This is a genomic window from Winogradskya consettensis (assembly GCF_018332715.1).
GTDB lineage: Bacteria > Actinomycetota > Actinomycetes > Mycobacteriales > Micromonosporaceae > Actinoplanes > Actinoplanes consettensis.
In genome coordinates, this window is the sequence record NZ_BOQP01000050.1 from 1 (window position 1) to 26,792 (window position 26,792).

Consider the following 26,792-nt stretch of genomic DNA (forward strand, 5'->3'; position numbering starts at 1 on the left):
GCCCCGCTGGCGGGCGAACTCCACGAACGTGCCGGGACCTGCCATGACCGTGACGCCGCCGGCGAGGGCCAGATCACACTCCCCCGACCGCAACGCGTTCGCAGCCAGGTGCAGGGCGACCAGCGACGACGAGCACGCGGTGTCCACGGTCACCGCAGGGCCCTCGAGGCCGAACGTGTAGGAGATGCGCCCGGAGACGACGCTGGAGGTGTTGCCCGCGAGCAGGAATCCCTCGAATTCCTCCGGTGCCTGCCGGAGCCGGGACGCGTAGTCGTCGTACATCGCGCCGACGAACACCCCGGTGCGGCTGCCGCGGACGGTCGCCGGGTCGATCGCGGCGTTCTCGAACGTCTCCCACGTGGTCTCCAGCAACAGCCGCTGCTGGGGATCGGTGGCGGTCGCCTCGCGCGGGGACATGTCGAAGAACTCCCGGTCGAAGCGGCCGGCGTCGTGCAGGAATCCGCCCTCGCGGGTGTACGAGGTGCCGGTCCGCGCCGGGTCCGGGTCGTAGAGCGCGTCGAGGTCCCAGCCACGGTTGTCCGGGAACCCGCTGACGGCGTCCGTGCCGGTCGCCACGAGGCGCCACAGATCGTCGGGGGACGCGACGCCGCCCGGGTAGCGGCACGCCATTCCCACGATCACAATCGGGTCGTCGTCATGTGCGACGCCGGTGGCCGCGACGGTCTCGGCAGCGTCGCCCGGGCCGGCCAGGTGCTCCACGAGGTGCCGGGCCATGGCGCCAGGAGACGGGTGGTCGAACACGACGGTGGTGGACAGGGTGATCCCCGTGGCGGCGGTGAGCCGGTTGCGCAGCTCCACGGCGGCCAGCGAGTCGAAACCCGCGTCGCGGAAGGAGCGCTGGGCGTCCATCGCGCGGGCGTCGCTGTGGCCCAGCACTGCTGCGGCTACCTCGCGGACGCGCAGCAGCACCGCGTCGTACCAGCCGGTGCGGGGCAGCCTGCCGATCTGCGCGACCCAGGCCGGTACGGCGCCCCCACCGGCCGTGACTGCGGTGCGCCGGGGGCGGGTGGTGGCAAGGCCCCGCAGCATCCCGGCGGTCTGGTCGTCGCCGGTGATGAGCCGGGCCTGATCGAGTGCGACCGGTACGAGCAGAGCCGCGGTGTCGTCGAGCGCGGCGTCGAACATCGCGAGGCCCTGTTCAGGGGTCAGGGGCAGCACGCCGCTGCGGGCCCAGCGGGACAGATCCGCGGCGGAGAGCGTGGCGCCCATGCCGTGGGTGCTGTCCCACAGCCCCCAGGCCAGCGACGTGGCGGGCAGCCCTTCGGCGGACCGGCGGGACGCGAGCGCGTCGAGGTAGCTGTTGGCGGCGGCGTAGTTGGCCTGCCCCGGGGTGCCGAGCAGGCCGGAGATCGAGGAGAACAGGACGAACGCGGTGAGCGGCAGGTCGCGGGTCAGCTCGTGCAGGTGCCACGCGGCCTCGGTCTTGGGGCGCATCACGGTGCCGAGCTGGTCCTCGGTGAGCGACGTGACGACGGCGTCGCTGAGGACGCCGGCGGTGTGCACGACAGCCGTCAGCGGATGCTCGGCGGGGACAGTGGCCAGCAGGGACCCGAGAGCGTCACGGTCCGTGGCATCGCAGGCCGCGATCGTGACATCGGCGCCGAGCCCGGTGAGTTCGGCGGCGAGCGCCTCGGCACCGGGGGCGGCGGGACCACGGCGGCTGCTGAGCAGCAGGTGCCGGATCCCGTGCCGGGTCACCAGATGCCGGGCCAGCAGAGCGCCGAGGCCCGCGGTACCGCCGGTGATCAGAACGGTGCCGTTGCTGTCGAGGGTGACGGGGTTCCCGCCGTGGCGGCTGCGGGTCAGCCGGGGTGCGAAGAGCTTGCCGTCGCGGACCGCCAGTTGCTGTTCGCCGGTCGCGGCGGCGACGGCGAGCAGGCCGGTGCCGGCACCCGGTTCGAGATCCACGACCTGGATCCGGCCGGGGTGCTCGGAGGCGACCGTCCGCAGCAGTCCCCACAGTGGAGCCTGGGCCAGGCCGGGTACGGTATCGCCGGGATCGGCCGCGACCGCCCCGGTCGTGGCGACGAGAAGCCGGGACCCGTCGGGCCCGGCGGAAGCCAGCCATCGCTGCACCAGACGCAGGACCCGGGCGGTGAGCGCGAGAGCCTGCGCGGGATCATCACCGTTATCAGGTCCCTCGACGAGGAACCGGGGAAGGTGGTCGCCCTCCGCGGACGTCAGGTCGTCAGCGTCCGTCAGGTCCACCCACGGCAACGTGGCGGGCTCGGGGTGCGGCACCGGTTGCCAGGCGACCGCGTACACCGGCGGGCGGGTCTGCGCGGCGATCCGGTCGAGCGGGACGGGCCGCAACGACAGGCTGTCGACGGTAGCCACCGGCTCACCGGCCGGGTCGGCGAGTGTCACCGTGACCGTGTCGGCGCCGGCCGGGGTCAGGCGGGCGCGCATTGCGGTGGCGCCGACCGCGGACAACCGGGCCCCGGTGACGGAGAACGGGAGCCGGATCTCCCCGGGCTCGCTGCGCCCTGCGGCGTCGAGGACCAGGGCGTGCAGCACGGCGTCGAACAGCGCCGGGTGGATACCGAATCCTGGGGCCGTGGACAGCAGGGGCTCCGGCAGGCGTACCTCGGCGAGCAGATCGCCGTCGTGACGCCAGGCAGCGGTGAGTCCCTGGAACGCAGGCCCGTAGCGGTAGCCGAGGTCGGCCAGCCGGGGATACAGATCGGCGAGCGGGAGCGGCTCGGCCCCCGCCGGCGGCCATGGTCCGGTGAGGACGTCGTCGGGCACCGTAGCGGTCGCGGCGGTGAGCCTGCCTGATGCGTGCCGGGTCCACTCCTGCGCGACGTCCGGGGCCTTGCTGTCGTGCTCGGCCCGGGAGTGCACGGTGAACGCCCGCGCCCCGTCCGTTGCGGCGGCGCCGACGACGATCTGCAGCCGTCGCGGGCCGGTGGCGGCGAGTATCAGGGGCGCCTCCAGCGTGAGATCGGCGACCTGGGGCAGTCCGGCGCGGTCGCCGACGGTCATGGCCAGTTCGAGCATCGCGGTGGCCGGCAGCAGCACGGTGTCGCCGATGGCATGGTCGGCGAGCCACGGATGCGATCGCAGCGAGAGCCGGTTGCTGAACACCGTCTCGTCGCGATCGGCGATCTCGACGGACCCGGCGAGCAGCGGATGGGCGGCCGGGTCGAACCCGAGGCTACGGGGGTCCGCGGGGGGTTGCGCCGCGAGCCAGAGACGCTCGTGCTGGAACGCGTACGTGGGCAGGTCGACCGTGCGGGCACCGGGGAAGAACGCGGCGAGGTCGACCGGGGCGCCGCCCGCGAACGCCCGCGCCAGTGCGGTGGTGAACGCCCGGCGCTCGTCCTGACCGGCACGCAGCAGTGCGACGGCGGTCAGCTGGCCGGCGGGTGCCGATTCCTGCGCCATCGCAGCGAGGACGGCGTCCGGGCCGGCTTCCACGACGACGGTGACCTGCTCGGCGTGCAGGGTCGTGAGGACGTCGTGGAAGCGGACTGTGCCGCGCAGCTGGCGTACCCAGTAATCGGGGGTGGCGAGTTCCTCGGTTGTGGCGATCGTCCCGGTCACGGTGGAGACCAGCGGGATGACCGGTTCGTGGAATGTGACCCCGGCGGCGACCCTGCGGAATTCGTCCAGTACGGGATCCATGTGCGCGGAGTGGAACGCGTGGCTCACCGGGAGCCGGCGTACCCCCCGTCCCCGCTGTTTCCATGCGTCCGCCACCCGTTCGACGGCCGGGGCATCGCCGGAGATGACCACCGCCGTGGGACCGTTGATCGCGGCGAGTGACACCTGGTCCTCGAGTCCGGCCAGGGCGGCGCGCATCTCGTCCTCGGTGGCCCGGACCGCGATCATCGCGCCGCCCCCGGGTGCTGTCTGCATGAGACGGCCCCGGGCGGCGACCAGTTCGGCGGCGTCCGGCAGCGACAGCACACCCGCCACGTGCGCGGCGGCCAGCTCACCGATCGAGTGCCCGGCGACGAGGTCGGCCCCGAGTCCGTGCCGTTCGGCCAGCCGGAAGAGGGCGACCTCCACGGCGAACAGGGCGGGCTGGGTGTAGCGGGTGTGGTCCAGCAGGGCAGCGTCGGGCGTACCCGGGGCGGCGAACAGTACGTCTCGCAGTGGCCGGTCGAGGTGGACGTCGAGTGCCGACACCGCCTCGTCGAACGCCGCGGCGAACGCCGGCACGGTGGCGGCGAGGTCCCGGCCCATCGCGAGGCGTTGCGACCCCTGGCCGGTGAACAGCACGGCGGTGCGCGTACCGGAGCGGACGCCGGTTGCGGTTGCTCCTTCGGCTACGGCGGTCAGGCCGGCCAGCAGTTCCGCGCGGTTCTCGCCGACGACGGCAGCCCGGTGATCGAACGCGGCCCGGTTGCGGGCGAGGGAGAGACCGACGTCGGCGGGGGCGAGGTCCGGCCGCTCCGCGAGCCAGGCGTGCAACCGCGTGGCCTGTGCCCGCAGGGCGGTCCCGCTGCGAGCGGCGATGATCCAGGGCACCGCTACTGCCTCGCGCTCGACTGCCTCGCGCTCGACGACGGCGGTGGGCTCGACGGATTCGACGATCAGGTGGGCGTTGGTGCCGCTGATGCCGAACGAGGAGATCGCGGCGCGCAACGGCCGGTCCCGGTGCGGCCAGGGCGTCGCCGCGGTGACCAGTGACACCGTCCCGGACGACCAGTCGACGTGCGGGGTGGGGGTGCCGGGATGCGGTGGGTTCGGTACCGCCCGGTGCCGCATGGCCTGCACCATCGTGATGATCCCGGCGACACCCGCGGCGGCCTGGGTGTGGCCGATGTTGGCCTTGACCGAGCCCAGCAGGAGAGGGTCGGCGTCGTCGCGGCCGGCGCCGTAGGTGGCGATGATCGCCTCGGCCTCGATCGGGTCGCCGAGCGGGGTGCCGGTGCCGTGCGCCTCGACGACGTCGATGTCGGTACCGGTCAGACCGGCGTTCGCGAGCGCCTGGCGGATCACCCGCTGCTGGGAAGGGCCGTGGGGTGCGGTGAGGCCGTTGGAGGCACCGTCCTGGTTGATCGCCGAACCGCGGACGACGGCGAGGACCTGGTGACCGAGGCGCTCGGCGTCGCTGAGCCGCTCGAGCACGAGCACGCCCACGCCTTCGGACCAGCCGGTGCCGTCGGCTCCGGCCGAGAACGGTTTGCACCGTCCGTCCGGTGCCAGCCCGCGCTGGCGGGAGAACTCGACGAACATGCCGGGTGCGGCCATGACGGTGACGCCGCCGGCGAGCGCCAGGGTGCTCTCCCCGGAGCGCAGCGACTGTGCCGCCAGGTGCACGGCGACCAGCGATGAGGAGCAGGCGGTGTCCACGGTGAGGGCGGGGCCGACCAGGCCGAGTTCGTACGCGACCCGGCCGGAGATCACGCTGGGCGCGCCCCCGGTCAGCACGTTGCCCTCGACATTGCCGGGGGCTTCGTGCATCCGCGGGCCGTAGTCCAGCGACGTCGCGCCGACGAAGACGCCGGTGCGGGTTCCGGCCAGGTCGTCGGGGCGCAGCCCGGCGCGTTCGACCGCCTCCCACGCGGTCTCCAGCAGCTGCCGTTGCTGCGGGTCCATGGCGAGGGCCTCGCGCGGCGAGATGCCGAAGAACGCGGCGTCGAACGCGGCGGCGTCGTGCAGGAAGCCGCCGTGGCGTACGTAGCTGCGCCCGGACCTGGCCGCGTCGGCGTCGACCAGGTCCTCCGGCCAGCCACGGTCCGCGGGGAATTCGCTGATGGCATCGCCGCCGGCCGCGACGAGGTCCCACAGGTCCTCGGGGGACCGGACGTCGCCGGGATAGCGGCACGCCATGGCGACGATCGCGATGGGTTCCGCGTCGGTGGCCACCTCGGCCACCGTGGTGCCGGTCGCGGCGGCGCCGGTACCGTCGAGCAGCTCCTCGAGGTGCTGTGCCAGCGCCCACGGCGTGGGGTGGTCGAACAGCAGGCTGCCGGGAAGCCGCAGGCCGGTCGCCACGGCCAGGCGGTCGCGCAGTTCGACGGACATCAGCGAGTCGAAGCCGAGGTCCCGGAACGGCAGGCGCAGCTCCACCCGCCGGTCGGCCGGGTACTCCAGAACCGCCGCAACGTGCTCGGTCACCAGGGATGTGCTCGGCGTACGGCGGGCGTCGGCCGGGCGTACGGCGGCCGGGCGGACAGGGCGGGCGGGGGTCGTGTCGTCGAACCAGTACCGCTCGCGTTGGAAGGCGTAGGTGGGCAGGTCCACGCGGCGTGCGGTGGTGCCGGCGTACACCTCGGCCCAGTCGACGGTGGCGCCGTTGACGAACAGGATGGCCAAAGCGGCCATGACGGCGGCGGGTTCGGACCGCTGGTCGCGCAGGGCCGCCACCACGGTCCGTTGCGGCTCGTCGGGGAGACAGCCACGGACCAGTCCGGACAGTACGCTGCCGGGGCCGGCCTCCACGAACATGGTGACACCGGCGGCGTCCAGGGTCGCGACCGCGTCGGCGAACCGTACGGGCAGGACTGCCTGCTCCGTCCAGTACCGCACCGAGGTCCACCGTTCGTCGGGCAGCGTGCCGCCGGTGACGGTCGAGACGATCGTGATGGCCGGAGCATGGAACTCGAGGCTCGCGACGACGCGGGCGAAGTCGTCGAGCATCGGCTCCATCATCGGCGAGTGGAACGCGTGCGAGACCGTCAACGGCCGGGCCTGCCATCCGTTCTCCGTGCAGGCGGCGGCGACCTCGTCGACGGCGTCGTGCTCGCCGGACACCACCACCGAGTGGGGGCCGTTGACGGCGGCGATCCCGGCCGGGCTGTCCAGCCGCTCCAGCAGCACGGTGACGTCCTGCTCGGTGGCTCGTACGGCCAGCATCGCTCCGCTCGGCAAGGCGTCCATGAGGGAGCCACGCGCCACGACCAGCCGTACGGCGTCGGCGAGGGAGAGGACCCCGGCGACGTGCGCGGCGGCGATCTCACCCACGGAATGACCGGCGAGAATGTCGGGACGGACGCCGAGGGAGGACAGCAGCCGGGCGGTGGCGACCTCGACGGCGAACAGCGCGATCTGCGTGTAGCGGGTGCGTTCCAGCAGGGCGGCATCGGGGGTTCCGGCAGCGGCGGTCAGCACCGTGCGCAGCGGGCGGTCCAGCAGGGGGTCGGCCAGCGCGCAGATCTCGTCCAGGGCTGCGGCGAAGACGGGGAACGCAGCGGCCAGCTCGCTTCCCATTCCGGGTCGCTGGGCGCCCTGCCCGGTGAACAGCAGTGCGGTCGTGCCTGCGGGACTGGCTGCGACGCCCGTGGTCACACCGGCGCCGTCACCGAGGTCGCGCACCTTGTCGAGGCCGGCCAGCAGCTGGGCACGGTCCCCGAGGATCACCGCCCGGTGCTCGTGCCAGGACCGGCCGGTGAGCGACCGGCCGACGTCGGCCGCCGACAGGGTGTCGTCGGCCCGGACGCGCTCCGCGAGCCGCGCGACCTGGGCACGCAGGGCGGTCTCGCTGCGCGCGGTCACCACCCACGGGACCGGCAACCCGGGGGCAGCGGGCCGTCCGGCCGATTCGGGGCCGGACGCGGGGGCCGGGCTCTCGGCGACCACCACGTGGCAGTTGGTGCCCCCCATCCCGAACGAGCTGACGCCGGCGAGCAGCGGACGGGAGGGGTCCGGCCAGGCGGTCACGGTCCGCTGCACCGTCAGGTTGAGCTCCTCGAGCGGGATCCGGGGGTTGACCCGCTCGAAGTTGATGCTCGGCGGGATCTCCCGGTGGCCGATGGCGAGCAGGGTCTTGATCAGCCCGACCAGCCCGGCGGCACCTTCGAGATGACCGACGTTGGTCTTGACCGAGCCGACGGGAAGCGGGTCGCCCGGCGCGCGGGCGGCGCCGAGGACGGCGCCGAGCGCGGCCGCCTCGATCGGGTCCCCGACGGGTGTGCCGGTGCCGTGCAGTTCGACGTACTGCACGGCGGCGGGGTCGACGCCGGCCTGGTCGTAGGCCTGCCGCAGCACCCGTTGCTGAGCTTCGGCGCTGGGCACGGTGAGCCCGGCCGTGGAGCCGTCGTTGTTGACGGCACTGCCGGCGATCACGCCGTGCACGCGGTCGCCGTCGGCGAGCGCCTGGCGCAGTGTCTTGAGCACGACGACCGCGCCGCCCTCGCCCCGGACGTAGCCGTCCGCGCGATCGTCGAAGGTGTAGCAACGCCCGGACGCCGACAGGCCGCCGAAACGCTCGGCGCTGATGGCCCCTTCGGGCAGCAGGTTGAGGTTGACGCCGGCCACGATCGCCGCGGTGGACTCGCCGGAGCGCAGCCCGGCGCACGCGAGGTGGACGGCCACCAGTGAGGAGGACTGCGCGGTGTCGACGGTGAGGCTTGCCCCGTGCAGACCGAACGCGTAGGAGACCCGGTTGGCGATGATGCCGCGTTGCAGGCCGACGGCGGTGTGCTGGGTGATGGCGGCCGGGCCGTGCCCGTAGAGCAGGGTCGCGTAGTCGTCGCGCAGGGTGCCTACCAGCACCGCGGTCCGGGTGCCGCGAAGTCGCCCGGCGGGGATGCCCGCGTCCTCGAGCGCTTCCGAGGCGAGCTCGAGAACCAGGCGCTGCTGCGGGTCCATGGTGGCGGCCTCGCGGGGCGAGATGCCGAAGAAGGCGGCATCGAATCCGGCCACGTCGTCGAGGAAGCCACCGGAGCGCGTACCGGGGGTGGTGTCCGGCGCCGAGTGTGCCGCCGGGATCCGGTCCTGCGGTGCCTCGCCGATGACGTCGCTGCCCTCGCGCACCAGCTCCCAGAACGCGGCAAGGTCCGGGGTCCGGGGCAGTCTGCAGGACATGCCGACGACCGCGATCGCCTCGGTCCGGTCCTCGAGTGGTGCGGTCCGGTCCGGAGAATGCTTCTTGGTCATCGACTTCCGTCGCCTTCCCTTGAGCGGTAAATCGTTCCCGTGTTCCATTCCTAGCAGGATCCGAGCCGCACCCAAAACCCCGCAGTAATGGCTCGGTATACGCATGGTCAACGGCGCCGAGGTCACCTGATTACTCGAAGATGATCGATGAATGAAGGCATCGCAATACCCTCGAAAAGACCGTGACGACCGTGAGTCAGGAGCGCCATGACCACCAGCACACCCGATATCGAATTGACCTCCGACGCCGCGAAGCAGACCGAGATCTACGTGCGGGCGTTCAACGCCGGTGACGCCGGGAAGCTCAATCAGCTCTACACCGACGACGCCGTGTCGATCTGGGAGCCGGGCCGCCCGCTGACCGGGCAGGCACACCGGGACGCGCTCGCCGAGTTCCTCGCCCAGCGGCCGGTCATGGCCGCGACCGTGCGGCACTCGTACGTCACCGGGGACACCACGCTGCTGGTGGTGGACTGGACGATCACCACCGAGGAGGCCTCCGGCGAGAAGCAGGAACTGGCCGGGGTCGGCCTCGACGTGCTGCGCCTGGGCCCCGACGGCAAGTGGCGTTACGCGATCGACAACCCGTTCGGCGAAGAGAGCTGAACCATTTCCGGCACCCACCCACTTCGAAGTAAGTAATTGCCCGGAACGGGCACTGCGGCCACAATCGGATGAGCGCAGCGCCCGAATACATCGGCTGGCTCTCCGCCCACCCCGAAAGCCGCGGTACGACGATGCCCTGATCTGCCGCGGCGTCAGGACCTCGGCATGCGAACCCCCGCGCGTGCCGGGGTCCTGACAATTAACGGCCCGGCCGGGACGCGATTACCGCCAGATGAACGACCGATTCGGCGCCGCTGTTAGCGTCGGCGCTGCCCTCCTTGAGATCGGAGCCTGATCCATGACCAGCACCATCGACCTGCAGAACCTCGACCTGACCGGCGACCCCGACGTCCAGAACGACGTCTTCCTGGCCGCGTTCAACTCGGGCGACGGCGCGATCTTCGACTCGCTCTACCGCGACGACGCCATCTCGAACCTCTCGGGTGGCCCGCTGACCGGTGCCGAGCGGACCGCGGCCATCAAGGCCTTCCTGGCCACCGGCCCGACTCTCAAGTCGACGGTCAAGCACGCGTACTCCACGTCCGACACCTCCCTGATCATCGTCGACTACGACCTCGTGCTCTCCGACGAGGACGGCAAGCGGGTACGGATCCAGGGCACATGCACCGACGTGCTGCGCCTCGGCGCGGACGGCAAGTGGATGATGGCCATCGACCGGCCCGTCGCCGACTCGCTGCCGCAGCCGATCTGAGCCGGCGGCAGCCCGAACGAAAGTCCTCCCCCGGCGATGCGCCGGGGGAGGACTTTTTGGTGTCGCGGCTACAAAGGGATGTTGCCGTGCTTGCGCTGCGGCACCGGGCGATGCTTGTCGCGCAGCAGGGCCAGACTCCGGGCAACCACGGCGCGGGTCTGGGCGGGATCGATCACTTCATCCACAAGACCCCGCTCAGCGGCATAGTAGGAGTGCATGAGCTCGTCCTTGTAGCGCCCGACGAGCTGTTCGCGCAGGGCCTCCGGATCGTCCGCCGCCGCCATCTGCTTACGGTGGATGATGTTGACGGCACCGTCGGCGCCCATCACCGCGATCTCGTTGGTCGGCCACGCGAGCGAGATGTCGGTGCCGATGGATCGCGAGTCCATGACGATGTACGCGCCGCCGTACGCCTTGCGCACGATCACCTGCACCCGCGGCACACTCGCCTCGCAGTACGCGTACATGAGCTTGGCGCCGTGCCGGATCGCACCGCCGTGTTCCTGCTCCGTGCCGGGCAGGAACCCCGGCACGTCGACCAGCGTGACCAGGGCGATGTTGAAGGCGTCGCAGAAGCGCACAAAACGCGCGGCCTTCTGCGACGCGACCGTGTCCAGCACCCCGGCGGAGGACGTCGGCTGGTTGCCGACCAGCCCGACGACGTCGCCGTCGATGCGGGCCAGAGCACAGACGACGTTGGGTGCCCATCCCTCGTGCACCTCGAGGTAGGCACCGTCGTCGACCACCTCCGCGATGACCTGCCGCATGTCGTACGGCTTGTTGGACGCGGACGGCACGATGCCGGCGAGCGCCGGGCGGCTGTCGGTGGCCGCGCCGCGCGGGGCGAGCCGCGGCGGCTGTTCGAGGTTGTTGCGCGGCAGCATGGAGACCAGGTACCGGACGTCCTCCAGGCAGCTCTGCTCGTCGTCGCTGACAAACGTCGCGACCCCGGACAGCTCGCCGTGGACACGCGCCCCGCCGAGCTGCTCGTGGCTGACCTGTTCCCCGCTGACTGCCGCCACCACGTCCGGGCCGGTCAGGTACATCTTGGCGATGTCGCGGACCATGAACGTGAAATCGGCCAGCGCCGGCGAGTACGCGGCGCCGCCGGCACAAGGCCCCAGCACGACGCTGATCTGCGGTACGACTCCCGACGCCTGGACCTGACGGCGGAAGATCCCGCCGTACCCGTTCAGCGCCATCACGCCTTCCTGAATGCGGGCGCCACCGCTGTCGTTGAGCCCGATGATCGGCGAACCGGTCGACAGCGCGAGATCCATCACCTTGTGGATCTTCGCCGCGTGCGCCTCGCCGAGGGAACCACCGGCGATGCTGAAGTCCTGGGCGTAGACGCACACCTGCCGGCCCTCGATGGAGCCGAACCCGGCGATGACACCGTCGGTGTGCGGGCCCTGGGCCGCCGGGTCACCCGGGGCGCCGGGCCGCCTGCGGTACATGTCGAACTCGAGGAACGTTCCCTCGTCGAGCAGTGCTTCCAGCCGCTGACGGGCGGAGAGCTTGCCGAGCGACCGCTGCCGTTCGACGGCCCCCGAGTTCATGATCCGGTCTCGCAGTTCGTCACGCCGTTCGCGCAGTGCGGTCATCGTGGGCGCCGCGAGGGGCGGCCGGGGGCGGCGGACTTCCGCAGGGCCGTCGAGGACGTCGACGAGCCGGTCGCTGTGTTCGCTCATGCGATGCCTTCCTTCAGCGTCTTGATGGAGAGGGACGACTGGAACGCGCCGTCGAAGAACAGCAGCGCCGCATCGCCGCTGCCCCGCGTCGACGACAGCACCTCGCCGACGAAGATGGAGTGGTCGCCGCTGACGTGAGCGTCGACCACCTCGCATTCGAGCCAGGCAAGGGCGCCGTTGAGCAGCGGAGCGCGGGTGAGCGGGCCCGTCCGGCAGTCGATGGCGTCGAACTGTGCGGGGCCCAGCACCCGGTTCTTGTCGGCGAAGTAGCGGGCGGTGTCCTCCTGTGCGCCGCCCATGATGGAGACGCCGAAACCGCGTTCCGCCGTGAGGGCCCGATGCATCACCGCTGTGTGTGCGACGCAGCAGAGGATTTGCGGCGGGTCGAGCGACACCGCGCTGAACGCGTTGGCCGTCATGCCGTGCACGTTCGCCCCGCCCACGGTGAGCAGGACGACGCCGGTGGCGAACTGCCCCATCACCTCACGCAGCGACGCCGGTACACCGGTCGCCGGGTCCGGGACTGCTCGGGGGGCCAGGAGGTCGGCCGGTTGCCCGGTGCTGGACACATCGCATCCCTTCGTCGAACTGCCTGTCGTATCGATCTTCGTCACAGCATGGGTGCGCTCATTCATTCCTACGTAATCGCCGGGGAATGCACCGCGGTGGCCGCGCGGTGACCCGGTCATGACCGCGCGCGTTCAGAATTCGGATTCTCCGACGAGCAGGAAAGAGATGACGATGACCACCGTTTCGGCATCACCGGAATTGGCGGAACCCGCCCTGCTGGGGTGGCTCTCGACGATGGGCCTGGACGTCGACTACGTCCGGGCGAAGGGCATCACGTTGTACCGGGTGGACGGTGACGGCACCGAGCGCGCCGTCACCGACCTCGTCGGCGGATACGGATCCCTCATCCTCGGCCACAACCATCCGGAGCTGGTCGCGGAGGCCCACCGCCTGCTGGACGCGGACACACCCGTCCATGCCCAGTTCTCCCGGCATCCCTACGCGAATGCGGTGGCGAACCGGCTCAACGCGATCCTGCGGCGCGAGCTCGGCACCGCGGAGGCGTTCCTGGCGATCTTCGCCAACACCGGCGCGGAAGCGATCGAGGCGGGGGTCAAGCACGCCGAGCTCGACCGGGTTCTGCGGATGAGGGCGGAGCTGGAAGCCGTGGACGCCGGTATCGCCGCCGCGCGTACCGCGATCGACGTGGGTGCCCGGGTGAACCCGGCGGTCCTGCTGCGGCTGGACATCGACGCCGCAGCCGGCCCGGTGGCCGGGTTCGAGGCGGTGGCAGAGCGGGTGCGGGCGTACAACAGTGAGGTCGTGGCCCGTCCCCCGCTGTTGTTCGCGCTGGAGGGTTCCTTCCACGGCAAGCTCATGGGCAGCGTCCAGCTGACCTTCAACGAGGGCTACCGCACGCCGTTCTCCGCGCTCGGGGTGCAGAGCCGTTTCCTGCCGTTGAACGACCGCGAGGCGTTGACGGCCGCGACGCTCGACGCTCAGGTCGCACTTCTGGACGTGGTGGTGCGCGGCGGCCTGGTGGAACTCGCGGAGCGGGCCGCGCCGGTCGTCACCGCCGTGCTGGTCGAGCCCGTGCAGGGCGAGGGCGGGATCAGGCCGGTCAGTTCCGGGTACGCCGCCGGGCTGCGGGAGGCCTGCACGACTCTCGGGGCGCCCTTGATCGTTGACGAGATCCAGAGCGGCATGGGCCGGACGGGCGCGTTCCTGGCCAGTTCATTGTCGGGTCTGCGCGGGGACTATTACACCCTGGCCAAGAGTCTCGGCGGCGGTCTGGCGAAAACCTCGGTCCTGCTGGTACGCGAGAGCCGCTACCGCCCCGATTTCGAGTTCCTGCACAGCTCGACATTCGCCAAGGACGGCTACTCGTGTGGTATCGCGCTGAAAGTGCTGGACCTGCTGGAGGCCGACGACGGCCGGGTGTACCGGGTCGCGGCCGAACGGGGCCGCCGTGTCAAGGAGATGCTGTCCGCGGTCCGGGCGGAGTTCCCCGACGTGATCGAGGAGGTGCGCGGTACGGGTCTGATGCTGGGCATGCAGTTCACCGCCCAGGAACGTTCCTCCTCGGCGGTGCTGCGCGAGAACGCACCGCTCCTGGGCTACCTGCTCGCAGGTTACCTGTTGCGTGAGCACGACCTGCGGGTGTTCCCGACCGCCAGCAACGTCACCACGCTGCGTTTCGAGCCGTCGGTGCAGATCACCGACGCCGAGATCACGCGTTTGCAGGCCGGGTTGCGTGCAGTCTGCGCCCTGTTGCGAGCCGGTGACGGCGACCGGCTCGCGCAGCTGTGAGCCCGTCGCCGGCTTGGCGGTGACCACTCGTGAGGTAGCCGATCCACCGGGTCCGGCTACCTCACGGGACGGTCAGGCGGCGGACGCGCCGCTTCGGCACTGCGGGATCGCGGACGGTGCGGTGAGCGCGCGACGCATCGAGCGGCGGCGGGCGGCGGGCCCGTCACCGAGGCTGTCGAGCAGTGTCCGGAACCCTGACGTCGACGGGCTCTGTGCGTCGATGTCGGCGCTGAGCTCGAGGAAGTCGAGCAGCCGGTCAATGGCCGCGTCGGACAGCGGGTCGAGGGTGATCGAGGCGGAGTGCCGTTGTCCCCCGCCCCAGGACGGCCGTCGTTCCAGCAGGGCCGGGCGGGCAGTGGCGACCACCAGCAGCGGTACCGGTCCGGCGGTCTCCGCGAGATCCTCGACGAACTCGAGCAACCGGTCGTCGGCCCGGTGCAGGTCGTCGATCACCATGATGAGGGCCTGCCGGGCGGCGCCTCGCTCCAGCACCGTACGCAGGGCATCCAAGACCGCACCGACGTCCGTGCCGTCCTGCGGGGCGGGGCCACGGTCGACGAGCGGGGCCAGGTGCCGGGTCAGGGCGGCGGCCTGCTCGTCGTCGATCCGCAGGTCCGTGAGCATCGCGGTGAACTTGCCGCGGGCTGTCGCGGGCGCGTCCTCCGTGGTGATCCCCGCACAGCCCGCGGTGATCTCACCGGCCACGGCCAGGGACCGGTCGGCGCCAAACGCGGGGATGCCGCCGAACGTGAACGACACGTTGTCCGCTCCGGCGCACCGGCGCCCGATCTCCAGGGCGAAGCGCGTCTTGCCGATGCCCGCCTCCCCGAAAACCGTGACCAGGTGTGGGGTGGAGCGGTGCCGTGCCCGGTCCAGCAGCCCCCGGACCAGGTCGAGTTCACGGTCGCGATCGACGACCGGGACCGTGGTGTACTGCTCGGCGGAGTCCTCCCGCAGGCGCTCGGCGAGCCAGCCCCGGGTGTACTCGCCGGAGCGGTGGTAGATCACATTTGCCGAGGTCAGGCGGTAGGTGTCGGTGCAGACGTGGACGCTCCCGGCGGGCAGGCTGTCGAGGACGGAGCAGCACGCCTCCAGCAGGGGCCCGCTGACCCAGGTCGGGCCCGGACCGCCCTCGGCGGGACGGCGCAGCACCGCTTCACCGGTACCGACGACCACGCTGTGCGTGATGCCGGTGGAGTGCCCCGTCAGGCCGGGGCCCCCGAGTCGCTGCCGCACGGCCAACGCCGCCGATACGGCCCGGTAGGCAGTGTCGCCGTGATCGCCGGCTATCTCGAACAGCGCGAGCGACACCGCGCCGAGCGCGGCCGCCATGATCCCGCCGGCCGCTTCCACCTCCTCGGAGATCACGCCGGCCGCCTGGTCCAGCACCAGGTCGCCGGCTGCTGCCTCGATGCGTGACGCCGGGTCGAGCCGGGTCCGGATCATCATCACGACGACGCGTTCGCGGCGGGTCGGTGCGGGCCCCGGGCCTGCCGCGCCGGGCAGGCGTTCCGGCCGGGGCTGTGGGCGTAGGGGGATGGCGACGACCGGTGCGGGCTCGGCGGTCACGGTCAGTGCGGTCTCGTGGGTCAGGATCGCCTGGTGCAACGTACGCAGACCGTGCCCGGGCTCGAGCCCCAGGTCCTCGACGAGCGCCGACCTGACCCGGGAGTAGACCCCGAGCGCGTCCGCCTGGCGCCCGCAGCGGTACAACGCGAGCATGAGCTGCCCGCAGAGCCGTTCCCGGACAGGCTCGGCCTCCACGGCCGCTTCCAGTGCACCGAGGATCGCATGGTGGCGCCCGCAGGCCAGTTCGGCCTCGTAGTACTCCTCGGTGGCCACGAGCCGGGCGTTCTGCGCCGACACGGCCTCGGGCCACACGATGCCCGCCTCGACCAGGTCGGTCAGGACCGGGCCGCGCCACAGGTCGAGCGCGTCGCGCAAGGTGGTCGTGGCCTTCTCCGGGGAACCGGCCGCCAGTTCCGCACGGCCCCGCTGAAGACGGCTGTGAAACTGATGAATATCAATGTCTTCAGGGGCGGCCCGCAGCATGTATCCCGGAGACCGGGTGAGCAGTGCCACCGGACGGCCGGCGTCGGCGAATGGTGCCAGCAGTCCCCGCAGTCCCCACACCGCGTTCTGCAGGATCTTGCGAGCTGACGCAGGCGGGTCCTCGACCGGCCAGAGCGCCCGGACCAGCTGGCTGGTGGCGACCACCCTGTTCGGTTGCAGCAACAGGAACGCCAGAGTCGCTCTTTGCTTGATTCCTGCCAGGCGAACGACCTGACCCTCGTACTCGACTTCCATCGGCCCCAGTACACGAAAACGCATTCTCTTCCCGTCTCGTATCCGATTCACGGGCATGCCCGCCCGCTTGTCGCTCGATGCAAATCCGCCGGATCGTCCGAGAGAGGCCGGAGACGAGCGCGTGGCGCGTGGGCCCTGATTCCCCGCGCGTAGCCATTCCCGGACAATGGGACAAGACTGCTCTCGCCTCTCAGCCTCTGCTACGAACCGCTCATAATCAACCACTTACGGTCAGGTAAGTGGTGGGTCGACATCTGCGGACCTTGTCACGGATTGCACACATCGAGGCAACAAAAAGCTCACGGTCAGCGAATCATGACGATCATCGAATCACTCCCGGTCATTTACGGTCGGACAAATGTGACGCGGAGCACAAGGCGTAAATATCAGATCGAGCCCACCGGAAAGGTGGAGAATGCAGCCATTTACATGATCATGTTATTTCGATATTTCATCGATGTTGCACAATGTTTCGCCGTTGTTGACCGCCACACCCACGCGGACCCGGACGTCGCGCACCACACCGGCGCGGTGGGCAGTGACGGGTTGCTCCATCTTCATCGCCTCCAGCACGATCACCGGATCCCCCGCCCGCACCGTCGTGCCCTCCCCCGCGAGAACGGTGACGACCGTGCCGGTCATCGGTGCCGTCAACGCCGCGTCCGTCACGTCGGGCCCGCCACGCACGGCCCGCGACACCGGCCGGCGGCGGGCGACGACCGTTGGAGCGGCGACCGCGGACGACACCTGGCCTGCGAAGGCCGGACTCAGGGATACCGTGAGACGCCTGCCGTCCACCTCGACCGCGATGTCCTGCCACGGCTCCTCCGAAGCGTCGGCCACGCCGGAACCGGTCGCGGCGAACGGCACGAGGACCTGATCGAACTCCGTCTCGATCCAGCGGGTGTGCACGGTAAACGGTTCCGTGGACCCGTTCAGCTCCGGGGCGAACGCGGGATCGGTGACCACGGCGCGGTGAAACGGCAGCACCGTCGCCAGGCCGCTGACCTCGAACTCGGCGAGCGCGCGTGCCGCACGGCGCAACGCCTCGGTGCGGGTACGCCCGGTCACGATCAACTTGGCGAGCAGCGAGTCCCACGCCGGGCCGACCACGGTGCCGGCCCGAACCCCGGCATCCACCCGCACACCGGGTCCGGCGGGCGGGACGAACCCGGTGACGGTGCCCGGCCCCGGCAGGAACCCGCGCGCCGGATCCTCCCCGTTGATCCGGAACTCGATCGAGTGGCCCGAGGGCACCGGGTCGTCGTAGCCGAGCGGCTCCCCGTCGGCGATCCGGAACATCTCCCGGACGAGGTCGATCCCGGTCACCTCCTCGGTCACCGGATGCTCGACCTGCAAGCGCGTGTTCACCTCGAGAAACGAGATCGTGCCGTCCGTACCGATCAGGAACTCGCAGGTCCCCGCACTGACATAGCCGGCCTCACGCAGGATCGCCTTCGACGCGCGGCGCAGCTCCTCGACCTGCGCCGCGCTCAGGAAGGGCGCGGGCGCCTCCTCCACCAGCTTCTGATGCCGGCGTTGCAACGAACAGTCCCGGGTGGACACCACGACCACGTTGCCGTACCGGTCAGCGAGGCACTGGGTCTCGACGTGCCGGGGGCGGTCGAGATAGCGCTCGACGAAACACTCCCCCCGCCCGAAGGCCGCGACGGACTCCCGGGTCGCCGAGTCGTACAGCTCGGGGATCTCCTGCAGGGTCCGGGCCACCTTCATCCCCCTGCCCCCGCCGCCGAATGCCGCCTTGATCGCGATCGGCAGCCCGTGCTCGACCGCGAACGCCGTGACCTCGGCGGCGGACGCCACGGTGCCCGCGGTACCCGGGACGAGCGGGGCACCGGCACGCCGGGCGATCGCCCGTGCCGCAACCTTGTCGCCCAGCGCCCGGATCGCCGCCGGCGGCGGCCCGATCCAGGTCAGGCCCGCGTCGATCACCCGCTGGGCGAAGCCGGCGTTCTCGGACAGGAAGCCGTAGCCGGGATGGACGGCGTCGGCTCCGGAGCCGGCTGCCGCCCGCAGCACCGCGTCGGCATCCAGATAGCTGGTCGCCGGTGTCGTGCCGCCCAGGGCGTAGGCCTCGTCGGCCAGTGTCACATGTGGTGCGTCGCGGTCCGGTTGGGCATACACGGCCACGGAGGTGAGACCCGCGTCGCGGCAGGCACGGATGACCCGGACCGCGATCTCACCACGATTGGCGACCAGTACTTTTCGCATCTCTGCACCCCTCGCTCAGCTGATCGCCGGCCACCGGAGGGGGCCGGCCTACGACAATGCGGGCGCCCGGCAACGGCCGTCCCGCGTACAGGCTCCGGTCGCGCGCCCCGGGCAAGCCCAACCGCAGCCACGACGGCGTGGCGCGCTGAACCCAGGAGAATTCACCGCGGCGGCACGGCGCGCGGCCACCAGGACCACCGTCAGCGCGGCGATCTCCGCGGCCGTGGCCCGGCGGTCGATCCGCAGGCCGGCAACCGTTTCGACACTCGATACGGACAAGGAGGACTCCTTCGGCGTACGGATCCACGACCGCAGATAGTGCAGCACCCCACCGGTAACACGGCGGTATCCGTCGTGGCGGTCCGCCCGGTGAGCATCCGATGGATCGGCGATGAGCGGCACACCGCCGGCCGGTCAGCGGCGCAGCCGGGCGTTTCCCCAGGCACCGAGCGGCACGAGCGCCCGATTGAGGTCATGACCCAGCGGAGTCAGCGAGTACTCGACGCGCGGCCGCGCCTCGTCGTAGACCTCGCGGCTCACCACGCCGTTCGCTTCGAGATCACGCAGCTGTTCGACGAGCACCTTCTCGCTGACCCCGCCGACCGCCCGCTTCAGCTCACCGAAACGCAGGCTGTGGTCCTGCAGTGCCCAGACGATCAGCACCCGCCACTTACCGCCGATGATGTCCACGGCGGCGTCGAGGCCGCACACGTACTGCCGGACCGGCATAGCCGTACCCTCCTTGATCGGTGGAGTTCGCGCCGTGCGGCGTGGGCCGACCGGCGGCGCATACGGAGAACCCGGCCCACCGGCATGCGGCAGACCGGGTCGATCGCTCTGAGACCCCGGGACCGGGTCTCAGCCGATGACGACGAGACCGCCGTCGACGACGAGTTCCTCGCCGGTGGTGAACGTGGCGTCGAAGCCCAGGAACAGCACTGCGGCGGCGACCTCCTCGGGGGTTCCGTGCCGCTTCATCGGGGTCAGCTCGTCACCGAGCTTGTGGAACTGCTCGCGCTCCTCGGTGGACGCGTCGACGCCCATGCTCGGGGTGTCGATGAACCCGGGGCTGACCGCGTTGACCCGGATGCCGCCGGGCAGCAGCTCCGCGGCGAGCACCTTGACGAACGAGCGGACCGCGGCCTTGGCACCGGCGTAGACGCTCATCCCGGCGGTGCCCGTCGTGTTGGCGATCGACGTGGTGAACACGATGCCGCCGCCCTTGCGGACCAGCGGCGCCAGCAGCTGCGCGGTGAAGAACGCGCCCTTGGTGTTGATGTCGAACGTCTGGTCGTACATCTCCTCGGTGACCAGCGAGGCCGGGAACAGCTTGGCGTAGCCGGCGTTGACGTGAACGAGATCGACCTCGCCGAGCGTCTGCTTCACCGTGTCGGCCAGGGCGCGGATGTCGGCCAGGTTCGACACGTCGCACGCGACGACGTGGGCGTTGTCACCGAGTTCCTTGCGCGCTGCCTCGAGGTTGGCACCGGCCCTGCCGGTGAGCAGCACCTCGGCGCCGCCGTCGAGCAGAGCCTTCACCACGGCGAGTCCCATGCCATGGGTGCCGCCGGAGACGACCGCTTTCTTGCCAGCGAACTTGCTCAACGTATTTCCTCCTGCTTGATGATCGGGAGCCTGACCACGTGGGTGGCAGCCGATAACGACGCTAGGCGGGACAACTCTCCGGAATCTCTCGAAAACCTCACGAAGGCAGGTCAGCGCCGCACACGAAAGCGCCCGGCGGGGGGATGTCCCCCGCCGGGCGCCTCGCCGGGCCTGCGGCCGTCACCGGCCGATGTGCGGACCTCAGGTCACGACGTGGCCAGGGTCTGTCGCGCCGCCGTACGCCCGGACTCGATCGCGCCGTCGATGAACGCCCCGTTCCACCCGGAGGCGATGTCGGCGGTGGCGAACGCGAGCCGGCCGGACGGCTGCTGCACAGCCGGCAGCTGCTGCAGCAACTGGTTCGGGCCCCGCATGCCCCACGCACCGAGTGAGTACGGGTCCCGGCCCCATGGCTGCGAGATGACCGACTTCACCTGGATCCCCGGCGCCACCCGCTGCGCCGCTGCCTGGACCTGGCTGAGGTTGGTGACGTCCAGCGAGGGATTCTCGCTGAAGCCCACCGCGAGGATGTCGCCGTTGGACAACTGGTTCTGCGGCAGGATGAGCGAGATCTGCTCCCCCTCGGCCCCGTTGGTCAGCGCCTGCGCGGACGGCCCGCTGACCCGCAGCCACATCTTGGTGACGTTCGGGACCCCCAGGCCGGCCTGGGTCGCCGCGGCATGCGCGGCGGGCAGCCCGGGTGAGAAGGAGATCGTGCGCCACACGTTCGCCGGCACCGCGACCACGACGCGCGGCGCGGTGTAGGTCGCGGTGGTGGTCGTCACGGTCACGGAGCTGCCGCTGTCGACGATCCTCGTCACCGGGGAGTTGAGCACCAACTGCGCCTGGGCGTCGAGCAGGATGCGGGTGAGCAGGGCCACCATGCCGCCGACCGGGCGGTACGAGGTCAGGCTCTCCCAGCCTGCCGGGGTGTGCCCGGCCAGTGCCCACCACTGGGCCATGGACGTGAACCCACCGCGGTCGCTGGAACCGCCCGAGTAGGACGCGGCCAGGCTCAGCAGCCACATCTTGTCCTGCGCGGTGATCGGCAGGGAGTTGATCTTCGTTCGTAGCGACAACGTGTCGGCCTGGGACACGGCCGAGCGCGCCGACAGCGGTTCGTAGGGCCTCGGGAACAGCTGCCGGGAGTCCGCGAAGAGCGTGGACATCAGCGCGTTGAACTGCGTGGTGGCGGCGCCGATCTCGAACGCTGCCTGGCCGGCGGGTGTGGGGTAGAACGCCTGGTTGGGGGCGATCTCCCCGGGGACCAGGTCGATGCCGTACCGGGTCAGCTCGGCCTGGGCGTTGACCTGGGTCGGGTACAGCCACTGGCCGCCGAGCTCGATCTGCTTGCCGGCGAACGTGGTGGTCCAGGTGCGGCCGCCGATGCGGTTGCGGGCCTCCAGGATCAGCGGGCGCCGGCCGGCGGCACGCAGTTCGCGGGCCGCGGTCACGCCGGCGAACCCGGCGCCGATCACGATCACGTCGTAGGACGTTTCCGCCGAAGCGGGGCGGGCACCCAGCGTCGTCGCTGCGGCTCCGGCCACGGCGGTCGCGCCGAAGGCTTTGAGAAGGGTACGGCGGCCGATGTTGGTACCGACGCGCGGCTCCCCCGAGGCGCTGGTGTCGGGTCGACTCATTTCTTTCCTCAACCTGATAGACGAGACAAGGGATGTACGAAGGTGGTGCTCACAGGAACGGGGTGTCGGGGTCGAGCCCCAGCAGGACCCGGCCCTGCACCTCGAGGTTGGTCTCGGCGAGCAGCAGCGCGTGCTGGCCGAAGCCCTCGATGTCGCGGAACGACCGCTGGATCGCGACGCTGTGCTGGATCACCGACGCGCCGCTGGCGCCGTAGAGGATCTCCACCGCCTCCCGCGCGAGTTTGATGGCGTAGGCGGTCTGCCCCCGCAGGTAGGCGCGTTCCTCGACGCTCAGTTCGCTGGCGGCGTCGGCCCGCTCCTGCGCCCGGGTGGTCCACACCGCGATGAGCGCCTCCGCGGCTGCGATCTTGTTGACCGCGGTGGCGACCTGGATCTGGGTCAGCGGGTGCTGCCGCTGATCGGTCCAGTTGGTGTACGTGATCGGCCGGTTCGGCACCCGCTGCAGGAACACGTCGAGAGCACCACGGGCGATGCCGAGGCACGCAGCCGCGCACTCGACCATGACGATGGGGAACAGCCCGTAGCGACGAGGGCTGTCGTGGACGTGGTCGCGTCCGGGTGCGTTGTCGACGAGCGCCTGCTCGAACGTGACGACCCGGCGCGCGGGGACGAACACGTCCTTGGCGGTCGTGGTGGAACTACCCGTGCCCTTGGCGGCGAAGGTGTCCCAGTCGTCGGCAATGGTGAACTGGTCCATCGGGACCAGCGCGACGACCTCCTCCACCTCGCCGTCCGCACCCTCCAGCAGCGCGGCGGCAAGATTCCAGGCGGAACCGCGGCACGCCGAGTTGAACCGCCATGATCCGTTGAGGACGTATCCGCCCTCGGTGGCGACCAGCCGGCCCGAGGGCGTGAAACCACCGGAGATCCGGACGTCCGGAGTCGTGAAGACCTCCTTCTGGACCTCGTCCGGGTACAGGGTGGCGCACCAGGCATTGGACACCCAGACCATGGCAGCCCAGCCGGTGGACCCGCAGCCGCGGGCGATCTCGGCGATCACTTCGCCCTGGCTCGCCAGCGGCAGGTCGAGACCGCCGAAACGCTCGGGTGTGGCGATCCGGAACACGCCCGCGTCCTGCAGCATCTGAATGTTCTCGTCGAGGATCCAGCGCCTCTCCTCCGAGGCCCTCGCATTGTCGCGTAACGCCGGGACGATGTCCCGGACAGCCCCGAGAACATCGCTCTTCTGAACATCGATAACGGTCACGACTCCCCTTTCACCATGCGGTGAATGCTGAGCTTTCCGATAGGTGCGGCCGGCCGGGCATCGATGACCGGCATCGCACGTCTGCGTTTCAGCAGTGCCGAGAGCGGCCCGGAGGAGCAATTGAAGAACCGCGGCGCCGCATCTCTGGGAACAGATATAGCGCAGCACCGGGAGGGCAACGGTCATCGCGCGCTCACTTGGTGGCGATGACCGTCGCGTGAGAATCCGGTGAGATCTCGGTGAGGTCGTCCGGGCAGATCAGCGCGATGTGACCGTGGGCGCCAGCCGGGTCAGGCGGCGGGCCGCATCGGGGTCGAGGCCACGACCGCGGGTGTACGCCCGGTCGTGGTCACGCGCGCCGAGAGCGGCAGCGGTTCTCGCGGAGATCCGGTCGACGTCGCCGCGTTCGCCCGCGGGCAGGGTCGCACCCACCGAGTCGCGCAGGCTCGCCGCGGCACCGAGCAGCAGCGCGGCATGCTGGGGGTTACCGGCGATGCTCTGGGCGCCGGCGGAGCCCTCCAGGGCCAGGGCGATCGCCCGGGGGTCTCCGGAGCTGGTGGCGGCCGCGAACCCTTCGTCGTGCAGCCGCGTCGCCGTCTCCGCATCGTCGCGGAGCTCCGCGAGAAAACCGAGTTCGGCGAGGATCAGTGCCGACCCGATGTTCCCCTCGAGGCGCCGACACCATTCCAGCCACTTCCACAGGTACGGCTCGGCAGCGTCCAGATCGCCCTGGCGCCGGAACCCGAGGGCGAGCCCGACCTCCGCGAACTGCACCCCGAACGTGTAGCCGAGGTCCGCGGCGAGCCGGGCGGCGTCGGCGTGCAGTTCACCCGCACAAACGTAGTCGCCGGTCAGCAACGCGATCCTCCCGAGCCCGGACAGCTTCACCGAGACCTCGGTCCACAGTCCGCCCTGCTGGGCGCGGAGCAGCCCAGCGCGGTGCAGGTCAGCCGCCCGCTCGTAGTCGCCGCGGGCTTCGGCGAGCTGCGCGAGCGGGCCGGTGGCGTGCAGCAGACCCCAGCCGTCCCCCAGCGCCTCGAACAGGGCGACGCTGCGCTTGCCGTGGCTCTCCACTGCGGCGAGATCACCCTGCAGCACCGCGAGGGTGGCCAGTGTGCCCAGGGCCACCGCCATCCCCCACCGGTCGCCACGGCGGGTGAACTCGGCGAGACTACGATTGGCCAGCTCGGCGCTGGCGGGGTGTTCCCCGAATCCCGTCTGGGCGTAACCCAGGAACCAGGACGCCAGCGCAGCACCCGGTGCGTCGTCCACCGTCTCGAACTCGCGCAGCGCCGCCTCGCACCGGGCCAGCGAATAAGAGCGATCCCCGGCGCGCAGGGCGAAGCCCGCGTACCACGCCGTGGCCCGCACCCGCTCGACGCTGGTGGTGCCGGGCTCGATCGCCAGGGCGGCGGCGATGGCGCGGTTGGCCTCACCGAGGCGTCCCCGCAGGAACCAATACCACGCGGACGCGTTGACCAGTCGCAACGCCGATGTGGCAGCGCCCAGCTGGACGGCGTACTCCAGTCCACAGCGCATGTTGGCCAGCTCCGCGTCGAGGCGCGCGAGCCAGTCCTGCTGCTGCGGACCGTGCAGGAACCCGTGCGCACGTTCGGCGAAGTCCACGAAGTACCGCAGATGCTGGCGCTGGATCGACACGGTCTCCCCGGCTTCGGCGAGCCGTTCGGCGCTGTACGCGTGGACCGATTCCAGCAGGTGATAGCGGGCACCGGCGGGCCCGTCGGTCATCGCTATCAGTGATCGGTCCACCAGCCGGGCCACGATGTCGACGACGTCGTCGTGATCCACCTGCTCATCGGCGCAGATGCTCTCGATCGCCGCCAGGCTGCAGCCACCGCGGGTCACCGACACCCGGCGCAGGATCACCCGCTCCGCATCGCTGAGCAGGTCCCAGCTCCAATCTATGGTGGCGCGCAACGTCTGGTGCCGACGCGGCGCGTCCCGCGCACCGGTCGTGAGCAGCCGGAACCGGTCGTCGAGGCGGTCCGCGACCTCCTGCACCCCGAGCGTTCGCACGCGGGTGGCGGCGAGTTCGAGCGCGAAGGGGATGCCGTCGAGACGGCTGCAGATGGTGTGTACCGCCGCGGCCTTGCTGTCGTCGAGGGTGAACCCGGGCACCACTTCGGACGTCCGGGCCACGAACAGCGCCACCGCACTGGACCGCGCCAGGGTGGCGGCGTCGACCGGCGTGCCGGCGGCCGGCAGGTCGAGCGGGGCAAGCGGGAACATGCGCTCACCGGTCACCCCGAGCGGTTCGCGGCTGGTGGCCAGGATGTGCAGCTCCGGTGCGGCCTTGAGCAGCATCTCGGCCAGCTGCGCAGCGGGCCACACCACGTGCTCGCAGTTGTCCAGCACCAGCAGCATCCGCTTGGCGTGCACCGCGTCCACCAATCGGCCCGCGAGCCCCTCCCTGCCGGCGTGGCGCGGCTCCGGTGGCAGGTCCGGAGTGCTCAGCGCGTCCCGTACGCCCAGAACCTGCGCGACCAGCTCGACCACGCTGCCGTCGGGGGCCTCCGACGGCGAGGCAGGTCCCAGCCGGCCGAGTTCGACGAGCCAGACGCCGTCGGCGTACGCGGGCGCCACTGCCGCCGCGACAGCCAGCGCCAGCCTGGTCTTGCCGACCCCGCCGATCCCGCCCAGCGTCACGAGCCTGCTGCTGGCCAGCAGACCCCGCACCTGCTCCCCGGCCCGGTCACGGCCGATCAGCTCGGTGAGCTGGGCGGGCAGGTTGGTCCGGGGCCTGGCCACGGAGGGGACCGCCAGGGAGGCCGGGGTGGCCGGGGAGAGCTCCGGACGCTGCTCGAGGATCGCCTGGCGTAAGGCGTCGAGCTCCGGGCCGGGGTCCACGCCGAGCTGCTCGGCGAGCAGGACCCGCAGCTCGTCGAAGTTCCGCAGCGCCTCGCTCTGCCGGCCGCTGCGGTACAACGCCCGGATGTACGCCCCGCGCAGGCGTTCCCGCAGCGGATGGCGATGGACGATCTCCGCGAGCTCTCCGGTGAGCTCGGCGTGCTCGCCGAGCTCCAGCAGCGCCTCGGCGCGGCTCTCGACGGCGTCGAGCCGCTGCTCCTCGAGCCGGGTGACCACGGCGGCAGCGAAGTCCCGGTCGGCGAAGTCGCCGAGCACGTCACCACGCCACAGCCCGAGCGCCTCGGTCAGCAGCGTGGCCCGCTCCCGCGGGTCAGCACTGCGCCGCGCCGACTCCCTGAGCACCGCGAAGCGATGTGCGTCCACCATGTCCGGCTCGGCGGCGAGAAGATAGCCGGGCCGGCGAGCCACGACGAGCACCCCGGCGCCCGGCTCCGCTTTCTCCAGTGCCTGGCGGAGCTGCCAGACCTTGGTGTGCAACGCCCGGTCGGGATTCGCCGGGAGGCGTGCACCCCACAGCTCGTCGGCCAGCCGATCGATCGACACGACACGACCGCCGGCCAGCAGCAGCGCGGCCAGCAGACCCCTGACCTTCGGCTGCGCAACCTCGACGAGGTGACCCGCAGACGTCCACGCCGCCAGTGACCCGAGCATGCCGAAGTGCATGACCCCAAACATAGCCCCGTGCGCTCGCCCGATCACCCGACGGCACG

13 protein-coding genes are annotated in these 26,792 nt (G+C 71.1%); 3 read left to right on the plus strand and 10 right to left on the minus strand.

Going from position 1 to position 26,792, the window contains the following annotated elements; genetic code table 11:
• Positions 1-8,853 (minus strand): type I polyketide synthase (locus Aco04nite_RS39325; RefSeq protein WP_213002323.1); only part of this gene is annotated, 8,853 nt, incomplete at its 3' end.
• 207 nt (positions 8,854-9,060) lie between these two features.
• Here Aco04nite_RS39325 and Aco04nite_RS39330 point away from each other — a divergent pair.
• Both Aco04nite_RS39330 and Aco04nite_RS39335 read left to right on the plus strand, forming a co-directional pair.
• On the plus strand, positions 9,061-9,459 hold the full coding sequence (locus Aco04nite_RS39330) for a YybH family protein (RefSeq protein WP_213002324.1): 399 nt from the start codon (positions 9,061-9,063) through the stop codon (positions 9,457-9,459).
• 298 nt (positions 9,460-9,757) lie between these two features.
• The gene (locus Aco04nite_RS39335; RefSeq protein ID WP_213002325.1) at positions 9,758-10,171 is read left to right on the plus strand and encodes a YybH family protein; all 414 of its coding nucleotides are present in this window, start codon (positions 9,758-9,760) and stop codon (positions 10,169-10,171) included.
• 68 nt (positions 10,172-10,239) lie between these two features.
• Here Aco04nite_RS39335 and Aco04nite_RS39340 read toward each other — a convergent pair whose 3' ends face one another.
• Entirely contained in the window at positions 10,240-11,775 is a 1,536-nt protein-coding gene (locus Aco04nite_RS39340; RefSeq protein WP_213002470.1) for an acyl-CoA carboxylase subunit beta, read from the minus strand.
• Positions 11,776-11,858: 83 nt separating this feature from the next.
• The gene (locus tag Aco04nite_RS39345; RefSeq protein WP_244876639.1) at positions 11,859-12,431 is read right to left on the minus strand and encodes a flavin reductase family protein; all 573 of its coding nucleotides are present in this window, start codon (positions 12,429-12,431) and stop codon (positions 11,859-11,861) included.
• A gap of 172 nt (positions 12,432-12,603) precedes the next feature.
• On the opposite strand from Aco04nite_RS39345, the gene Aco04nite_RS39350 reads away from it, so the two are divergent.
• A complete protein-coding gene (locus tag Aco04nite_RS39350) occupies positions 12,604-14,181 on the plus strand; it encodes an aspartate aminotransferase family protein (protein ID WP_213002327.1) in 1,578 nt (525 codons plus the stop codon).
• A gap of 72 nt (positions 14,182-14,253) precedes the next feature.
• Here the strand turns inward: Aco04nite_RS39350 and Aco04nite_RS39355 are convergent, their stop codons facing one another.
• From Aco04nite_RS39355 to Aco04nite_RS39385, 7 genes are all read right to left on the minus strand, one after another.
• The gene (locus Aco04nite_RS39355; protein WP_213002328.1) at positions 14,254-16,488 is read right to left on the minus strand and encodes an ATP-binding protein; all 2,235 of its coding nucleotides are present in this window, start codon (positions 16,486-16,488) and stop codon (positions 14,254-14,256) included.
• Between the two features lie 438 nt (positions 16,489-16,926).
• On the minus strand, positions 16,927-18,720 hold the full coding sequence (locus tag Aco04nite_RS49970; RefSeq protein WP_213002329.1) for an acetyl/propionyl/methylcrotonyl-CoA carboxylase subunit alpha: 1,794 nt from the start codon (positions 18,718-18,720) through the stop codon (positions 16,927-16,929).
• 414 nt (positions 18,721-19,134) lie between these two features.
• A complete protein-coding gene (locus Aco04nite_RS39365) occupies positions 19,135-19,449 on the minus strand; it encodes a winged helix-turn-helix transcriptional regulator (protein WP_213002330.1) in 315 nt (104 codons plus the stop codon).
• Positions 19,450-19,578: 129 nt separating this feature from the next.
• The gene (locus tag Aco04nite_RS39370) at positions 19,579-20,325 is read right to left on the minus strand and encodes an SDR family oxidoreductase (RefSeq protein WP_213002331.1); all 747 of its coding nucleotides are present in this window, start codon (positions 20,323-20,325) and stop codon (positions 19,579-19,581) included.
• 206 nt (positions 20,326-20,531) lie between these two features.
• Positions 20,532-21,965: a flavin monoamine oxidase family protein gene (locus tag Aco04nite_RS39375; protein WP_213002332.1), complete on the minus strand. Its 1,434-nt coding sequence runs from the start codon at positions 21,963-21,965 to the stop codon at positions 20,532-20,534.
• 49 nt (positions 21,966-22,014) lie between these two features.
• Positions 22,015-23,193 carry an acyl-CoA dehydrogenase family protein gene (locus tag Aco04nite_RS39380; protein ID WP_244876640.1) on the minus strand — a complete coding sequence of 393 codons (1,179 nt, stop codon included), beginning with the start codon at positions 23,191-23,193 and terminating at the stop codon, positions 22,015-22,017.
• 258 nt (positions 23,194-23,451) lie between these two features.
• Positions 23,452-26,745: an AfsR/SARP family transcriptional regulator gene (locus Aco04nite_RS39385; protein ID WP_213002334.1), complete on the minus strand. Its 3,294-nt coding sequence runs from the start codon at positions 26,743-26,745 to the stop codon at positions 23,452-23,454.
• Between the last annotated feature and the right edge of the window lie 47 nt (positions 26,746-26,792).